General features: G+C 34.8%; 16 protein-coding genes and 1 tRNA gene. 2 read left to right on the forward strand and 15 right to left on the reverse strand.

The window, feature by feature from the left end; all coding sequences use genetic code 11:
• Window positions 1–128: 128 nt before the first annotated feature.
• Together MK480_RS03200 and rlmD are read right to left on the reverse strand one after the other, a co-directional pair.
• Window positions 129–200, reverse strand: a tRNA-Glu gene (locus MK480_RS03200).
• A 60-nt stretch (window positions 201–260) separates the two neighbouring features.
• Window positions 261–1,616, reverse strand: coding sequence for a 23S rRNA (uracil(1939)-C(5))-methyltransferase RlmD (gene rlmD, locus MK480_RS03205; RefSeq protein WP_268707178.1), 1,356 nt, complete (start codon window positions 1,614–1,616; stop codon window positions 261–263).
• A gap of 37 nt (window positions 1,617–1,653) precedes the next feature.
• Here rlmD and recX point away from each other — a divergent pair, with 37 nt between their 5' ends.
• Together recX and ntdP are read left to right on the forward strand one after the other, a co-directional pair.
• A complete protein-coding gene (gene recX, locus MK480_RS03210; protein WP_084887616.1) occupies window positions 1,654–2,430 on the forward strand; it encodes a recombination regulator RecX in 777 nt (258 codons plus the stop codon).
• An 88-nt stretch (window positions 2,431–2,518) separates the two neighbouring features.
• On the forward strand, window positions 2,519–3,052 hold the full coding sequence (ntdP, locus tag MK480_RS03215; protein WP_000775316.1) for a nucleoside tri-diphosphate phosphatase: 534 nt from the start codon (window positions 2,519–2,521) through the stop codon (window positions 3,050–3,052).
• A gap of 356 nt (window positions 3,053–3,408) precedes the next feature.
• Here the strand turns inward: ntdP and MK480_RS03220 are convergent, their stop codons facing one another.
• The 13 genes from MK480_RS03220 to MK480_RS03280 all read right to left on the reverse strand — a co-directional run bounded on the left by MK480_RS03220 (window position 3,409) and on the right by MK480_RS03280 (window position 15,646).
• Window positions 3,409–4,266, reverse strand: a complete 858-nt coding sequence (locus tag MK480_RS03220) for an Rgg/GadR/MutR family transcriptional regulator (RefSeq protein WP_268707179.1) — start codon at window positions 4,264–4,266, stop codon at window positions 3,409–3,411.
• A 12-nt stretch (window positions 4,267–4,278) separates the two neighbouring features.
• Window positions 4,279–5,052 (reverse strand): class I SAM-dependent methyltransferase, encoded by a 774-nt coding sequence (locus MK480_RS03225; RefSeq protein WP_268707180.1) that lies wholly within the window; start codon window positions 5,050–5,052, stop codon window positions 4,279–4,281.
• A 399-nt stretch (window positions 5,053–5,451) separates the two neighbouring features.
• Window positions 5,452–6,219 carry an epoxyqueuosine reductase QueH gene (locus MK480_RS03230; protein ID WP_000567567.1) on the reverse strand — a complete coding sequence of 256 codons (768 nt, stop codon included), beginning with the start codon at window positions 6,217–6,219 and terminating at the stop codon, window positions 5,452–5,454.
• A gap of 136 nt (window positions 6,220–6,355) precedes the next feature.
• Window positions 6,356–7,978, reverse strand: coding sequence for a chaperonin GroEL (gene groL, locus MK480_RS03235; RefSeq protein ID WP_173875849.1), 1,623 nt, complete (start codon window positions 7,976–7,978; stop codon window positions 6,356–6,358).
• A 15-nt stretch (window positions 7,979–7,993) separates the two neighbouring features.
• Window positions 7,994–8,278: a co-chaperone GroES gene (gene groES, locus MK480_RS03240; protein ID WP_268707181.1), complete on the reverse strand. Its 285-nt coding sequence runs from the start codon at window positions 8,276–8,278 to the stop codon at window positions 7,994–7,996.
• 298 nt (window positions 8,279–8,576) lie between these two features.
• On the reverse strand, window positions 8,577–9,431 hold the full coding sequence (locus tag MK480_RS03245) for a PTS system mannose/fructose/sorbose family transporter subunit IID (protein ID WP_033683132.1): 855 nt from the start codon (window positions 9,429–9,431) through the stop codon (window positions 8,577–8,579).
• Window positions 9,412–10,254 carry a PTS mannose/fructose/sorbose/N-acetylgalactosamine transporter subunit IIC gene (locus MK480_RS03250; protein WP_254754040.1) on the reverse strand — a complete coding sequence of 281 codons (843 nt, stop codon included), beginning with the start codon at window positions 10,252–10,254 and terminating at the stop codon, window positions 9,412–9,414. The genes MK480_RS03245 and MK480_RS03250 overlap by 20 nt, the downstream gene beginning before the upstream one ends.
• Window positions 10,255–10,277: 23 nt before the next feature.
• Window positions 10,278–10,772, reverse strand: coding sequence for a PTS sugar transporter subunit IIB (locus tag MK480_RS03255; protein WP_020903146.1), 495 nt, complete (start codon window positions 10,770–10,772; stop codon window positions 10,278–10,280).
• A 26-nt stretch (window positions 10,773–10,798) separates the two neighbouring features.
• Window positions 10,799–11,236: a PTS sugar transporter subunit IIA gene (locus tag MK480_RS03260; RefSeq protein ID WP_020903145.1), complete on the reverse strand. Its 438-nt coding sequence runs from the start codon at window positions 11,234–11,236 to the stop codon at window positions 10,799–10,801.
• A gap of 160 nt (window positions 11,237–11,396) precedes the next feature.
• Window positions 11,397–12,689 carry an ABC transporter substrate-binding protein gene (locus MK480_RS03265; RefSeq protein ID WP_254754036.1) on the reverse strand — a complete coding sequence of 431 codons (1,293 nt, stop codon included), beginning with the start codon at window positions 12,687–12,689 and terminating at the stop codon, window positions 11,397–11,399.
• Window positions 12,686–13,369 (reverse strand): response regulator transcription factor, encoded by a 684-nt coding sequence (locus MK480_RS03270; protein ID WP_033683129.1) that lies wholly within the window; start codon window positions 13,367–13,369, stop codon window positions 12,686–12,688. The genes MK480_RS03265 and MK480_RS03270 overlap by 4 nt, the downstream gene beginning before the upstream one ends.
• On the reverse strand, window positions 13,344–14,681 hold the full coding sequence (locus tag MK480_RS03275) for a sensor histidine kinase (RefSeq protein ID WP_254754035.1): 1,338 nt from the start codon (window positions 14,679–14,681) through the stop codon (window positions 13,344–13,346). The genes MK480_RS03270 and MK480_RS03275 overlap by 26 nt, the downstream gene beginning before the upstream one ends.
• Window positions 14,681–15,646, reverse strand: coding sequence for a substrate-binding domain-containing protein (locus MK480_RS03280; protein WP_254754034.1), 966 nt, complete (start codon window positions 15,644–15,646; stop codon window positions 14,681–14,683). The genes MK480_RS03275 and MK480_RS03280 overlap by 1 nt, the downstream gene beginning before the upstream one ends.
• Window positions 15,647–15,701 lie beyond the last annotated feature (55 nt).

Here is a 15,701-nt window from a genome sequence, read left to right on the forward strand (position 1 = left end):
AAAGGTCTTTGTCACTCACTTCTCTCAAGTGACAACTATATTAGTATATCACAGTCGCTTTCGCTTGTCAACACTTTTTTGAAACTTTTTTAACTTTTTTCATCAAGTGCTTCAACCACAATACACCATAGTCCGTACGGGATTCGAACCCGTGTTACCGCCGTGAAAAGGCGGTGTCTTAACCCCTTGACCAACGGACCAGAGTTGTTATTTTCAACTCTTACTATTATACCGACTTTTCAAACTTTGTCAACTACTTTTTAAACTTTTTTAATTAATTTTACAACTGCTTCCGTTCGAGCTGTGTGTGGGAACATATCGACCGACTGGATATAATGAAGATCATAGACTTCTACTAAGCGCACTAAATCACGAGCCAAGGTCGAAACATTACAAGAAATATAAACCATTTTTTCTGGTACATAAGTAAGAATAGTATCTAATAACTTATCATCCAGACCTGTACGTGGAGGGTCAACAATTAAAGCATCTGCTCGGTAGCCTTCCTTATACCAGCGAGGAATAATCTCTTCTGCCGTTCCAGCTTCGTAATGAGTATTGTCAAATCCCATTCTTTTAGCATTTCGCTTGGCATCTTCAATAGCTTCTGGAATAATATCCATACCTCTGAGTGTTTTTACTTTCTTTGCAAAGGCAAAACCAATCGTTCCAACTCCACAATAAGCGTCAATCAAATGGTCTTCTTTATTAACATCCAAGGCTTTTACCGCCTCGTTATAAAGAACTTCTGTTTGTTCAGGATTTAGTTGATAGAAAGCTCGAGGAGATAGTGAAAATTCATAATCGAGTACACCTTCTTGAATACTCTCTTGTCCCCAGATAATCTCTGTCTTTTCACCATAAATTTCACTGGTTTTAGCTGTATTTGTATTCACAGCTACTGTCACAACTTCTGGGAAATCTTTAACTAAGTCTTTTACTAGTTGGGTTAAATCAAGCTGACGATTTGTAACAATAATAATCTGAACCTGTCCAGTCTTTCTTGCTCGTCGAACCATTATAGTTCTAACACCTAGAACTTTTCTCTCATCAGTGATTGGAATCTGATGATAAGTAAGCAATTCTGCTAGGCGATTAGCAATCACTTGGGTTTCCTTATCTTGTACTAGGCAGTCTTTCAACTCTACCAAATAATGAGAGTTTTGTGCATATAAGCCCGCCTTGACCTGATTTTTAAATTTTCGAGTCTGAAATTGTAACTTAGCACGATAGTACTTGGGTTCCTGCATACCAATCGTCGGGCGGATTTCATAATTTTCATATCCTGCAGGGGCGAATTTTTTCAGTGCTTGGTGAAGTAGGTCTGTCTTGAACTCCAATTGTTTATCATAATGTAAGTGCATGATTTGGCAACCACCACATTCATTATAGATAGTACAAGCTGGCACAACTCGAAATTTAGACTTCTTGTTGACCTTTAGTAATTTTGCTTCAACAAAGTTGCGTTTAATAGAAGTAATCTGACAATAGATATCTTCTCCTTTGAGAGCTCCAGGTACAAAGACTAATGTTTTTTGGTAAAAGCCGATTCCCTCACCATTAATTCCCATGCGCTTGATTTTTAACGGTATTTTTTGTTTCACTTTCAGATTCATACCCCTATCTTATCACATTTTGAGTTATAATAGAACTATGAAAATCACAAAACTTGAAAAGAAAAAAAGACTCTATCTGATGGAGCTTGATAATGGCGACAAATGCTACATTACTGAAGATACTATTGTTCGCTTCATGTTATCAAGAGATAAGGTGATAAGTGAAGAAGAATTGAAAGAGATTCAGGACTTTGCTCAATTTTCTTACGGTAAGAATCTAGCTCTCTACCACCTATCCTTTAAAGCGCGCACTGAAAAAGAAGTCAGAGAATATCTGAAAAAATACGATATTAATGAAAACGTAGTTTCTCAAGTCATTGCTAATCTTAAAGAAGATAATTGGATTAATGATGGTCAGTACGCTTATGCTATCATCAACGCCAATCAGCTTTCAGGAGACAAGGGACCTTATGTATTGATTCAGAAACTAACACAAAAAGGGGTTCCAAAATCTACTATAGAAGAGAACTTGAAAAAATTTGATTTTTCTGAAGTTGCTCAACGTGTAGCTAATAAACTATTGAAAAAATATGAAGGAAAACTTCCAGCTCGTGCCTTGCAAGATAAGATTATCCAGAATATGACCAACAAGGGTTTTTCCTATTCTGATGCTAAAAGTGCCTTTGACCAGTTGGATAGTCAAGTTGACCAAGAAACGACTCAGGAACTCATCTTCAAGGAACTCGATAAGCAATATGCTAAGTATGCCCGAAAATATGAAGGATACGAACTTAAACAGCGTTTAACTCAAGTTTTAGCACGAAAAGGCTACGATTTTTCGGATATAGCAAGCGCTCTCAGAGAATATCTTTAATATTTTCATGTAAAATTCACAGATTTTAGGTAATTTTATGGTACAATAGTAAACGATAAACTTATAAATTGTAGAAAGTTGGTTAGTTATGAAGCTTCCAAAAGAAGGCGACTTTATTACAATTCAAAGTTATAAGCATGATGGGAGTCTCCACCGAACTTGGCGGGACACCATGGTACTAAAAACAACAGAAAACGCCATTATTGGTGTCAACGATCATACACTGGTTACCGAAAGTGATGGTCGTCGTTGGGTCACTCGAGAACCGGCTATTGTTTACTTTCACAAGAAATATTGGTTTAATATCATTGCCATGATTCGCGATAATGGAATTTCCTACTATTGCAATATGGCTAGCCCCTACTATCTGGATGAAGAAGCACTGAAGTATATTGATTACGATTTGGATGTTAAAATTTTTACAGATGGAGAGAAACGTCTCTTGGACGTTGAGGAGTATGAGCGTCACAAACGCAAAATGAATTATTCTGATGACTTGGACTATATTTTAAAAGAACATGTCAAAATTCTTGTTGATTGGATTAACAATGGACGAGGTCCTTTCTCAGAAGCCTATGTCAACATTTGGTACAAGCGCTATGTAGAACTAAAGAATCGGTAAAGTTGTCAAAGGTCAGGAACAAAATCCTGACCTTATTTTTTGGTAGTGTAAAATAAATTGTGTAAACACAAAAAGGAATAAGTCCATTATAGCAGAGTTACAACACATTACTAGAAAGAGATTTATGCAGAATTCGTAAAATGTATAAAACAAATAGATATGCTGTTATTTTTTAATGTCTTTATTCCTTGTAAGTTTACAACAAACTTATATCGTTTAATACAAAAAATACGAAAATGATTAGTATAAAAAATACAGGTCAACTTCGTATCAAAAAAATTTTTTTGTATTTCCACATAGCATCAATCATTTAGTACAATATTTTAAAAACAATATCTCAACAGAGAAAATGCTATTTAATCTACCAACTCATTTAATCGTTTTTGAAAATATAAAGCAATACTTTTAGATTCAATAAACTCAAAATATTTTATGACATTGTCCATTTGTTTAATTCCAGATTCTTTAGATTCAGTCAGATATATTTTATATCCTTCTACAAATTTGAATGTAGATTTTTCAAAAACTTTTGTGTCATCTTTTAATAATTTCTTTAATTTCATTTCAAAGTAGTCTGCATATATTAGATGTGAATTTTCAAGGCAACAGAACCAAAAATTTAAACAAGCTGACACAACTAAATTTCTATTCTTGCCGATTTTTTCGTAATAATGTGTACGCTCTAGTATTTCTTTTCCGACCCTGTAAATATAATCTATCTCAAAAAGATGATATAAATTACCAATCAGCGTTATCTCATAGGACTCCCATCGTTCTTTCTGAAATAAATAGTCATATACTAAATTTAGATCATCTCTACTAACTACATAATTACAATCTATCTGATTTAATAATCCCTGGACCATTATTGTATTTATTTTATGAGTTTTTTCCCCACTCTTCTCAAAAAGTTTTTGTTGCTCATTTTTTATTTCCTCCAATCCTTTAGTATTCAAACTATAAAAATTTGGAGATAAGTTAACCAAAAAATCATCAAGCTCCGATCTTTTATAATGTTCTAAGTAATTACAAAAATTCTCTATCGAAACATTGATATTTGATAATAATTTAAAGAACGTTGAAAGAGAAATTTCATTTTCTCCTCTTTCAAATCTAGAAAGTTGAGATTTTGATATAGAATCAGCCGCAGCATACTCTAAAGAATATCCGTTTAATTTTCTAAAATATCGAAAAGCTTCTCCATAATTTTTCACAATTTCGTTCCCTTAACTTTCTTTTCGAGCGATAAACATACCATATTCTTTAGGAATGATCAACATACCATTATTAAACTCACTTTCCAATCTTTTACGTATTATTTCCTCTTCTAGTGAACCTATTTCTGAAATTCCTTTAAACGATTGGATGTATTTAACTAGGTCATCTATACTAGTTACCTGTAATTCATCATCGTAGAGTAATGTATCGACAGAGTTAAAATACCTACTCAGGTACCTTTTACCATTTTGTAAAGTAAACGTTTTATTTTCTAAATCTTGATTAACCTCATCTTTAAATAAATTTGCCAAATAATTTACAACTCCATTTTCACCAAATGTAGCACAGTAAAAAATGCCTTCGGTTTTTAAGACCCTATTCACCTCAGAGAGAGCTTTAGGAATATCATTCACATGATGTAGAAGCATATTAGCAATAACAATATCAAAAGTTTCATTCTCAAAAGAAATCTTTTGAATATCCATTATCTCATAGTTGACATTGTCTCTATTTCCAATCACTGACTTCGTTGATTTTACCATATCTTTAGAAAAATCTGTAACAACCAACTGCTTCATTTTATCTATAGAATCACTATTACTTTTCCATAGTTCTCCTGTACCACATCCCAATTCTAGAACCTTTACTTCATCAGTGATTTGGTAGTTAGAAAATATCCAATTATTAAATCCCAATTTATTTTTTGAATACTTCTTATGCAATTCTACTCGAATATCAAGATTATCATGACTTTTATATTGTTCAATTACTTTATCAATCATTTTAAATGACCTCCACCCTATAATTTGACATTATATCACAAGAATAAAGATAGTGTTAAATAAGTTGTATAAATGCAAAAAAGGAATATTCCGTTATAGCAAAGTTGTAACACATTTCTATAAAGAAATTTATTCCTACGACTCAGTTTAGCATGCTTAACTTCCTAACTCAAAAACAAAGCATCGATTAATTTATCCGTTCTTCTTTTGAAACAGATTTGAACTAATAATTGCTCGTTTTAATTTAAAAAGCTCTTTTAAGCAAAACTTCATTTTTTTAAGAGTCCAAGGCTTGTTGAAGACTCACAAGCCTTGGACTAGAAATTCAAAGATTGGTCCAGCAATTTCTATCTATCGCTTTTCTACTAGCAAAAAACCTACCTTGAGGTAAGTTTTCATTTATATATCTAATTTCGTAACAGTAAATTTAATATGAGAATAGTCTTTTTCAACATCCTTATCCAGTAAGAAAGCCGTGGCGTCCTTCTTAACCTGAACCAAATCAATATTTTGAGCCTGAGCTGCATAGACGCATCCACAATAACATTGACGGTAGATGTCATACTCTTCACACATCTCTACTGAACGTTTGTAGCCTTGATTTTTCTTGAAATCACTTGGAAGATAGTGGGTTGTATAAATCTTTTGCACATCGATTCCGATGCTGTTAATGGTTTGAGAATTCTTATGAGGACTGATGGTCAAGGCTGAGCCAAAGTAGTCAAAGCCCAAATCCATAGCCACTTGCGCTGTCTTATCCAGTCGGTAGTCAAAGCAAACCTTGCAACGGTCGCCACCTTCTGGCTCTTCTTCCAGTCCTCTGACTAACTTACGATATTCATTTGGTTCGTAGGGAGCTTCTAGATACTGGACCGTATTTCCAGTCCGCTCATTAAAATCACTGACAAATTTCTTGGTAACATAGGCTCGCTTGTGGTATTCTGCCTTGGGATGGATATTAGAATTGGCAAAATAAATGGTCACGTCTGCATACTTAGTCAAATATTCTAGGGTATAGGTACTGCAAGGGGCACAGCAAACATGCATGAGAATGGTTGGCCGTTGCTCATTTTTTTCCCATACTTGTACCATCTTCTGCATGACACGGTCATAATTAATCTTCTGATTGGGGTTCATCTTGCTCAGAATTTCTTCTACATCGATCATGTTCTTCTCCTTTTTCTAGTCTTATTTTATCATATAAATTAGGAGAGCTCAAATCTATTTAGAAGTGAATAGCATAAAAAGGAGGGGTGGCATTCCCTCCTTTTGTGTTTTTTATAAGTTGCTATCTACAGAAAGCTTACATCATCCCACCCATCATGCTTGGGTCCATTGCTGGAGCTGGGGCCACTGGTTCTGGTTTATTGGCTACAACTGCTTCTGTAGTCAAAATCAAGCTGGCTACAGATGCTGCATTTTGAAGGGCAGAACGACTAACCTTAACTGGATCGATAATCCCTTGATCAATCATATTGACCCACTCACCAGTTGCTGCGTTGAAACCTGTACCAAGCTCGGCATTTTTCAAACGATCGATAACGATAGATCCTTCAAATCCTGCATTGTGCGCAATCTGACGAACAGGTTCTTCCAAGGCACGGAGAACAATATTGCGGCCCGTTGCTTCGTCTCCTGTCAATTCCAAATCAGCTACGGCAGGGATAACATTTACAAGGGCTGTTCCACCACCAGCAACAATTCCTTCTTCCACGGCTGCACGAGTAGCGTTGAGGGCATCTTCAATACGGAGTTTCATTTCTTTCAACTCAGTTTCAGTTGCAGCTCCGACCTTGATGACTGCTACACCACCTGACAATTTTGCCAAGCGTTCTTGCAATTTTTCACGGTCAAATTCAGAAGTTGTAGTTTCGATTTGAGACTTGATAACCGCAACACGATGAGAAATCGCTTCAGGATTTCCAGCACCTTCTACGATAACAGTGCTGTCTTTATCCACAGTTACTCTCGCTGCTTGACCAAGTGCTTCAATTGTCGCATCTTTCAACTCAAGACCAAGGTCTTCTGTGATAACTGTTCCACCTGTCAAGATGGCGATATCTTCAAGCATGGCTTTGCGACGGTCACCAAAGCCAGGTGCCTTGACTGCTACCACGTTGAAGGTTCCACGAATCTTGTTCAATACAAGAGTTGGAAGAGCTTCACCATCGACATCATCTGCAATAATCAAAAGTGGACGATTGCTTTGGAGAATACTTTCGAGGAGTGGCAAAATTTCTTGGATATTGGAAATCTTCTTGTCGGTAATTAAGATATACGGATTTTCAAGGTCAGCCACCATTTTTTCGCTATCTGTCACCATGTACTGTGAAAGGTAACCACGGTCAAACTGCATTCCTTCTACGACTTCAAGCTCTGTTTCCATACCACGTGACTCTTCGATAGTGATGACTCCGTCTTTGCCAACTTTTTCCATGGCTTCAGAAATGTATTCGCCTACTTTTTCAGAACGAGAAGATACGGCTGCAACCTGAGCGATAGCTTCTTTGTTGGCAACAGGGATGGCATTGTTTTTCAAGGCTTCAACCGCTGCAGCAACTGCTGTTTCAATCCCACGACGGATGCCGATTGGATTGGCACCTGCTGTGACGTTTTTGATTCCTTCGCGGACGATAGCTTGAGTCAAAACAGTTGCAGTTGTAGTCCCGTCACCTGCGATATCATTGGTTTTAGAAGCTACTTCTGATACCAATTTGGCACCCATATTTTCAAAATGGTCTTCCAATTCGATTTCTTTGGCAATGGTCACACCGTCATTGGTAATCAATGGTGAGCCAAATGATTTTTCAAGAACGACATTACGACCTTTTGGTCCCAAGGTTACTTTAACAGTGTCTGCAAGGATATCGACACCACGAACCATAGCTGAACGGGCATCTGATGAAAATTTAATTTCTTTTGACATACTTAATTTCTCCTTCTATTCTTCAATGATAGCCAAAATGTTCGCTTCGTCAACGATGACGTACTTTTCATCGCCATCTTTGACATCAAGACCTGCGTGGGCTTCAACTAAGACACGATCTCCAGACTTAACACTTGGAGCTACCAAGTCACCGTTCAAGGTACGAACACCTTGTCCAGTAGCTACAACTTGAGCTGTTTTGGTTTTTTCTTGGGCTGAGCCTGCAAGGACAAAGCCTCCAACAGTTTGTTCTTTTTCTTCGATTTTCAAGACCACACGGTCTCCTAATGGTTTCAACATCTGTTTTCCTCCATAATGAGATAGATAGTATTAGCACTCTTTATACCTGAGTGCTAAATCATAGTTCTATTGTATCACTTGGTCAGAAATAGTCAAGAAAAAAGTCCGACTTTCTGAGGATGAATAGATAAATTTCTTTATCCTAATTTTGCACTTTAATAATGTAGAATTTTAACGAACATGATTTATGGAATTAGCATTTTCGTTAATTCTTTTATAAAAATACCGAAACTCTAAATCCTTATATTACGCATATATAAAAAACAACGATTATAAACCGTTGCTTTTTTACATACTATTAATATTTCAATCCTGGATTGAAAAATCCTAAGGCTACTCCTACAAGTGCAATAACTACCAATAATAGCATCACCCAATTTGGAGAAACTTTCTTTTTAGCCATCAGCCACCAACATAGAACGATAAAACCTGCTGTTAAAAGACCTGGATAAACACCATCAATCTTTTCTTGTAAGTTTAAAAATGTTTCTCCATCTCCATTTTTCAGCTCTAGCGCCGTAGTGACAGATACCCAAGTTGCTGCAACAGCTCCTATGACCATACCACCAACAACACTAATTGATTTTCTTAGCGCCTGACCTTTAGGACCTACTAAAAATTCTACTGCTTTATCTCCAAGTTCATATCCTTTAAAATAAGCAAAACGCATTCCAAGATAGACTAATAGATTCCATGCAATAATATAGAATATTGCACCAGAAATATTTCCTCCTTTAGAAAGACCTAGAGCTATCCCCAAAAGAACAGGAATTAATGTTCCTACAATAAGTGAATCTCCAATACCTGCAATAGGTCCCATTAGACCAGCTCGCATTCCATTGATGGTTTCACTATCTACGGCATCTCCATTTGCACGCGCTTCTTCCAAACCAGCTGTTATCCCAACTACTAGAGAACCCAACTGTGGCTCAGTATTAAAGAATGCTGTGTATGTTTGCATAGCTTCTTTTTGTTCTTCCTTAGTATCATACATTTCTTCTACAATTGGAAGCATAGAAGTTAAATATCCAAAAGTTTGCATATGTTCTTGAGAAAAACATGTCAGATGTCCATAGAACCAGTGGTGAAATGATTTTGTCAATGTTTTTCTTGATATTTTTTTTCGACTCATTCTAAATATCCTCCTCTTCATCAAATCCCATATCACTGACAACTGCTGTCGTACGGGCAGATTTAATAACTTCTAATTCATAATAAATTACTGCAAAAATTAATGACACAACACCACTTGCTACTAAGTTCAAGCCTAAAGATTTTGCTAACGTGAACCCGACAAAGAAAGGAATAAAGTCTGTTGCTTTTGTAACAATTTGTTTCAAAAGTATTGCAATACCCACACATGGAAGGAGTGCTCCTACAGTAAATAGAGACTTCATTACAAAACCATCCATCGGAAGATATAATTTCATAAGATCAACCATATCTGGTCCAAATTTTGTAATAATCATTGTTGGTAAGAAAGAAAAGATAAAATGTGAAATCCAAGGATATACCCAATCAACAGCATATAACTTCTTAAAATCACCTTTCTCTACAGCTTTCCATCCAATGTGTTGCCAAAGCAAATTCATAGTAGCTGTACCATAGAATAAAACAGTTCCAATTGTTCCAACCGCGGCTCCAATTGGCGCTGCTGCTGCTGCAATCGCTACTTCACCTGAAATATTATTTGCATGAACAAATAGGATAGATAACGGAATTCCGATATAAGAAATTGCCCGTACATCGGCAGATACAGTTCCACCAGGTGTCACTAAGGCAATATATAATACCTGTAAAGCCACACCAACGATTACCCCTGTTGTTATATCTCCTAATATTAAACCTACAATTAAACCACCAACTAATGGACGCCCCAAAGTATAGTTACCAATACTGGATCCCCCCATACCTGGCATCGATGCTAAACTTGCAAACAATCCTAAAAGAGCTGCTTGAATCCAAGAAATTTCCATCATTTTGTCTCCTTATTTCATTATTAAAATCCAAATTTTGATTTAAAATCACTCCAATATCCAATAGATACATCTGGTAATAATTGGAATCTAACTTTATATCCTGCTTTTTCAATTGCTTCTAGTGCAACTGCTTCCTCTTGAGTAATTGATTGATTATTTCCCAACTTGATAGCACCTGGTCTATCGTTAGCAGGTCCTACAATAATCTCTTTAACATCTCCTGGAATAAATCCCTGGTCTACTAAAATTTCTTTCATATCAATTGGATTCTTAGTAATCAAAAAATATCTACTATCTGATTCTGTTACTTTAGATGATTTTTCTTTAAACGCTTCCTTTGTCCAAACAAATGTTTTTTTATCTGACGCGCCTTTATATGCCTGAATTAAAACCTTATTAGATGCAGCAGCATCATTTACTGCAATTAATCCATCACATGGATGTTCTTTTGCCCATCTAGTGACTGTTTGTCCATGAATCATTCTATCGTCAATTCGTACAAATGTTACTACCATAATTTTTTATCCCTTTCCTGATATAGCTAAATATCGTCTTCTTCATTAAGATTATCATCCGATCCGACTTCAAATTCTTGTAGAGCTGATGATGATTCGTTTAATATTGTAGAAACAAGTTCACTACCAGTCAGAATGTCTTTCATCACCACTGCTGTAAGTGCCATTGTTAAGTTCATACCTCCCAAAATAGTTGCATTCTCTAATTTTCCAAATTCTTCTAATACTGTTGCAACAGTTGTTAAAGGACTTCCCCCAACAATATCTGCTAAAACAAGAACCGAATCATTTTCATCCAGAGACGCAATAACATTCTTGACCTCTACAGAAAAACCTGCAAGACTTTCTCCATCTTTTAAGCCAATCGCTATGACATCATCTACCTTATCCGAAGCAAACATAGAAAGAGATGATTTCAATCCCTCTGCGAGTCCTCCATGACTGACTAATATCAAATACTTCATATTTCCCTCCTTTTATTGATTTCATTCTATCATCCTTATCTTCACTTTATAATTGTTAAATGTCACAAAAGTTTATTGATAAATGTCAATAAAAAAATGACAAATGTCAATAAAGACATCTGCCATGTTCTTATTATTTAAGAAATAATAATCTTGATATCTATTTAAGGGTTCCTATATCTAGTTCTTTTTGTAACTTAATAAGACTACCTTCAATATCCGTGTTATTTTCATCCATAGATAATGCTTCTAATCTTTCTTCTATTCCAACCAATGATTTTGAATCTATTCCTTTTGAAATAGTTGTAATTGAATTTTTCATTATATAATCCAATGAAGTAGTCGTTAAGGCATTTTGACCAATCATTCCTTTCTTCATCAACTCTTCACTTTTCAAACTAGTTACTACCTCTGGTAATACTGAGCTTCCTTGACCCTTATTAAATAAATTTTGTTGAATTTCACGATTAATTGTTAAAAATTCTATAAATGATACGGCAAGGTTTGAATTGCGAGCACGCGAAGAAACCACGTATAAGGAAGTATCTGTTACAGTCGAACGAATGTCTTCCTTAGTCGTTGGCAACGAAATACATGTCCAGTTAAAATTTGTATATTTGGCCACATGATAAGGAAAAGGTTTATATGTACGATATTGTGCCAAACTCATTGGATAAAAGGCCACATGTCCTTCATCAAAATCTTTATAGGTTACTTTGTAGCGTCCGTTTAATTGATTCAATCCTCTTATATAGGATAAAGCATCCTTCATTTCTGACGAATCTATACGAGGAATCCCACTCTCAGAAATAGTAACACCAAAGGCTGCTAGAGATTCTTTCCAACTATATCCTGTTATCCCAAATTGATCAACGATTCCATCTCCATCGGTATCTTTTGTAACTTTTTTACTAATCTCATAGAGATCTTTCTGTGTCCATCCTACTTTAGGAATTTCAATCCCTTCTTTTAAAAGTAAATCTTGATTTACACACATCAACATGGGATTACTTTCATATGGAAGACCGTATAAAGCATCTCCATATTTTGCTGCCTGCAAAGATACATCATAGAAATTAGAGGCATCTTCTTGAGACAGATAGGAATTTAGGTTTTTTAAAATACCTTTTGATGCAAATAAAGATAATTGATCGCTTGATAATAGAAATACATCCGGTTCAGAACCTTTTAAAATTTGACTTGAAATCCAATTAGAATACTCTTCCTTAGGAATACCTGAATCATATACAATTTTAACCCCTGGATGAAGCTCTTCAAATTTCTTAATAGCCTCATCTAGTACATAGCTGTTATTCCCTGTAGGAATTCCCCAACTAGAATCAGAATAAAAACCCAGTCTAATAATCTTTATCTGCTTGTTTTCCCAAATAAGAAATAAACTCAAGCAACTTAGCACAAACAGTATCGCTAGAAACAATTGCTTTACTTTCATTTATCCATTTCCTTCGAAAAATTCTTTTGTGTCACACCTGTTTGTACAGCCCATATGGCTAACTGTGTCCTATCTCTCAAATTTAGTTTTGAAAGAATGATAGAAAGGTAATTGCGCACTGTTCCCTCGGATAAAAAAAGATTACTGGCAATTTCCTTGTTTGATTCTCCAAATGCCACTTGCTGAATAATTTTCCATTCTGTCAGTGATATATTTTCAATATTCTCTTCCTTCACAGTAATAGAAAAATTGGTCTGTGCCATCTGCGAGAACAATTGAAATACCTTACTAGCTATATTAGGATTAATCATAGCTCCGCCTTTATACACTGTCTGAATGGCTTGATATAACTCGTCTGTTGAAACTCCTTTTAATAAATAGCCAGATGCACCATATTTTAAAGCACTAAAAATAAATTCGTCGTCATCAAATGTTGTTAAGATTATAATTTTTATATTCGGAAAACGTTTTTTGATTTCTTTTGTAGCCAATACTCCGTCCATTCTGGGCATTCTAATATCCATTAAAATTATATCCGGTTTTACAGTCATAATGTTATCCATAGCTTCGATACCATCACCAACAACAGATACAACATCAATATCAGCATATACTGATAAAATAATCTGCAAAGACTCTCTAATTAATGCCTGATCATCTGCAATCATTACTTTTATCATATACTTCACCTCCTATTTTTGGAAAAACTATTTTAGTGTAAAATCCTTCCCTATTTTCAAAATGAATAGAACCACCTAAAATAGAAACTCGCTCTCTCATTTGTTTCAAGCCATACCCAATTTGTAAGTCGTCAAAACCTATTCCATTATCGTGCAAAACTATTATGTTGTTATCCTCACTCATAAAGTGAATGCTCATTTTACTAGCATGTCCGTGACGAACAGAATTTGTCATAGATTCTTGTATAATCCTAAAAATAGTATCTTCCTGTATAACATCTAAATCAATATTTCCCCATTCATATTTTAGATCAACAGAGAGTTTAGATAGAGACTCATACTCACTAATCATTAATATTAGAGCATCTTTTAAACCATTATTTTGCAAAGCTCCTGGTCTTAGTCTATGTAATGATCCCCTAACATCTTTTATCCCCTCTCTAACTGCATTTGAAACATTTTTTAACTGTTCTTTAGCACGGATAGGATGAACATCAATTAGTACAGAAACAGCATCAATCCCTGCTGAAATTCCTGTCAACGCATGCCCTAGAGTATCATGAATTTCCCGAGCAATTCTTTTCCTTTCTCGATCTTCAGCGATTTTCTCTGATAACGATATGTAATGATTCAATTCAGTGTTGACTCTAGATAACATTTTAAGCTCTTCCTCAATATTATGATGTTCTTTAATCACGTATAGGATATAAGACAATAAAGAGATGATGAAAATAATAACATTTAATGATGTCAATGCATTTTCTAAAAATAACACTACACCTCGTATGGAAGATGGATAAAATTGGATATAAGTAGCTAGAGATGGAACTTTTATAAATAGTGACAAGATTTCATAGTCGGTTAAAAGTAATATTAAAAAACTCAAGAAAATAAAAATAATCCAAGAACGTTTACTATCAGAGTCTTGAAACTCTCTTGAACTATAGAATATATCAGCAAAAACTAATAATATTATTCCATTGTATGATAGATTTTGTGACCATATAACACCAATCATTAATACTATTTCAAACAAATTCCATTTTGAAAAAATTGGCCATTTTTTCTCAGTTGAATACATTTTATAGGTAGATATAAAAATAATACCGACGAAAAAAATAATTGAATACCAAAAAATCTGGTCAGGTGATTTTGAAATATTGTTTAATTCTCCCAATAAGAGTATCATCTGTCCCTTTGAAATTACATAGTTTGTAATCTGTATATACAAAGCTCCATTGTATATAATGGTTAGAAAATTAATTAATAAAAGCAAAATTATAGAATACTGGACACCTTTTACCTGTTTCATTACTGCCACCCATTAATATCAAACTGAATTATATTATTTTTATCAACAAATTGTACAGGTATAGTATATAATTCTTCAACTTCTTCTTTTTTTACTAATAAATCTATTGTTTCCGATACTTTTCTACCCATATGAGATGGAAATTGAGCAACCGTTCCCGTAACTTCATCTGTTGTAGCTAATAAATGCTTCATATCTGGTGAACCATCTATTCCGTAAATAAGTTTTTTTGAAGTTACTTTCAATTCTTTAATTGCTGCTAAAGCTCCTATAGCTGCTCTATCATTTAAAGCCACTATAGCATCAAATTGTAAATCTTCAGATAACGCATCACCTACAGTAGTCATAGCATACTCTGTTTGACCAACCGTTTCTCTTTCTGAGATAATTTGATAATGTTCTTCTGATTTTATTGTATCCAAAAAACCAGTTATTCTCTGATTAGCTGATAAAGCATCTTTGTGCGTTAACAAAAGAATATGAGCATTTGAGGTACGTTTCATCAAATCCTTGGCAATTAATATCCCAGCATGGTAATTATCAGAAACTATGCTCGTATCAACTTTTATATTATTCAACTGACTATCTACTGCTATAACTCTAATTCCAAAATTCTTTGCCCTACTTAACGCTTCCACAATTTGCTCGCTATCACTCTTAACCGGATTAATAACAATAACATTCACTCGCTTCTCTATAAACTCATCAATTTGTTTACTCTGTTTTTCTTCACTCATCTCTGCATCCCGAGTATACAATATCTGACCTTCTGAATCAGAATAGCGTTGAATCTCATTATGTAAATGTCTATAAAATTCACTATTCATCGTCATATAAGTCGCTCCAACTTTTATTTGTCCCGGAATAGGATCTGTCTGACTCACATGAGTATAAATCGCAAAAACAAATACGACTACTGTACAAAATATAATTTTGACGATTGTTCTTGTATATTCTCTACTCATTCCAACCTCCAAAAAGTTTCAACTAGTTCATTGTAACACATTTAGACAGTATAAA

Source organism: Streptococcus mitis, from assembly GCF_026782895.1.
In the GTDB taxonomy this organism is placed as follows: Bacteria; Bacillota; Bacilli; order Lactobacillales; family Streptococcaceae; genus Streptococcus; species Streptococcus mitis_CB.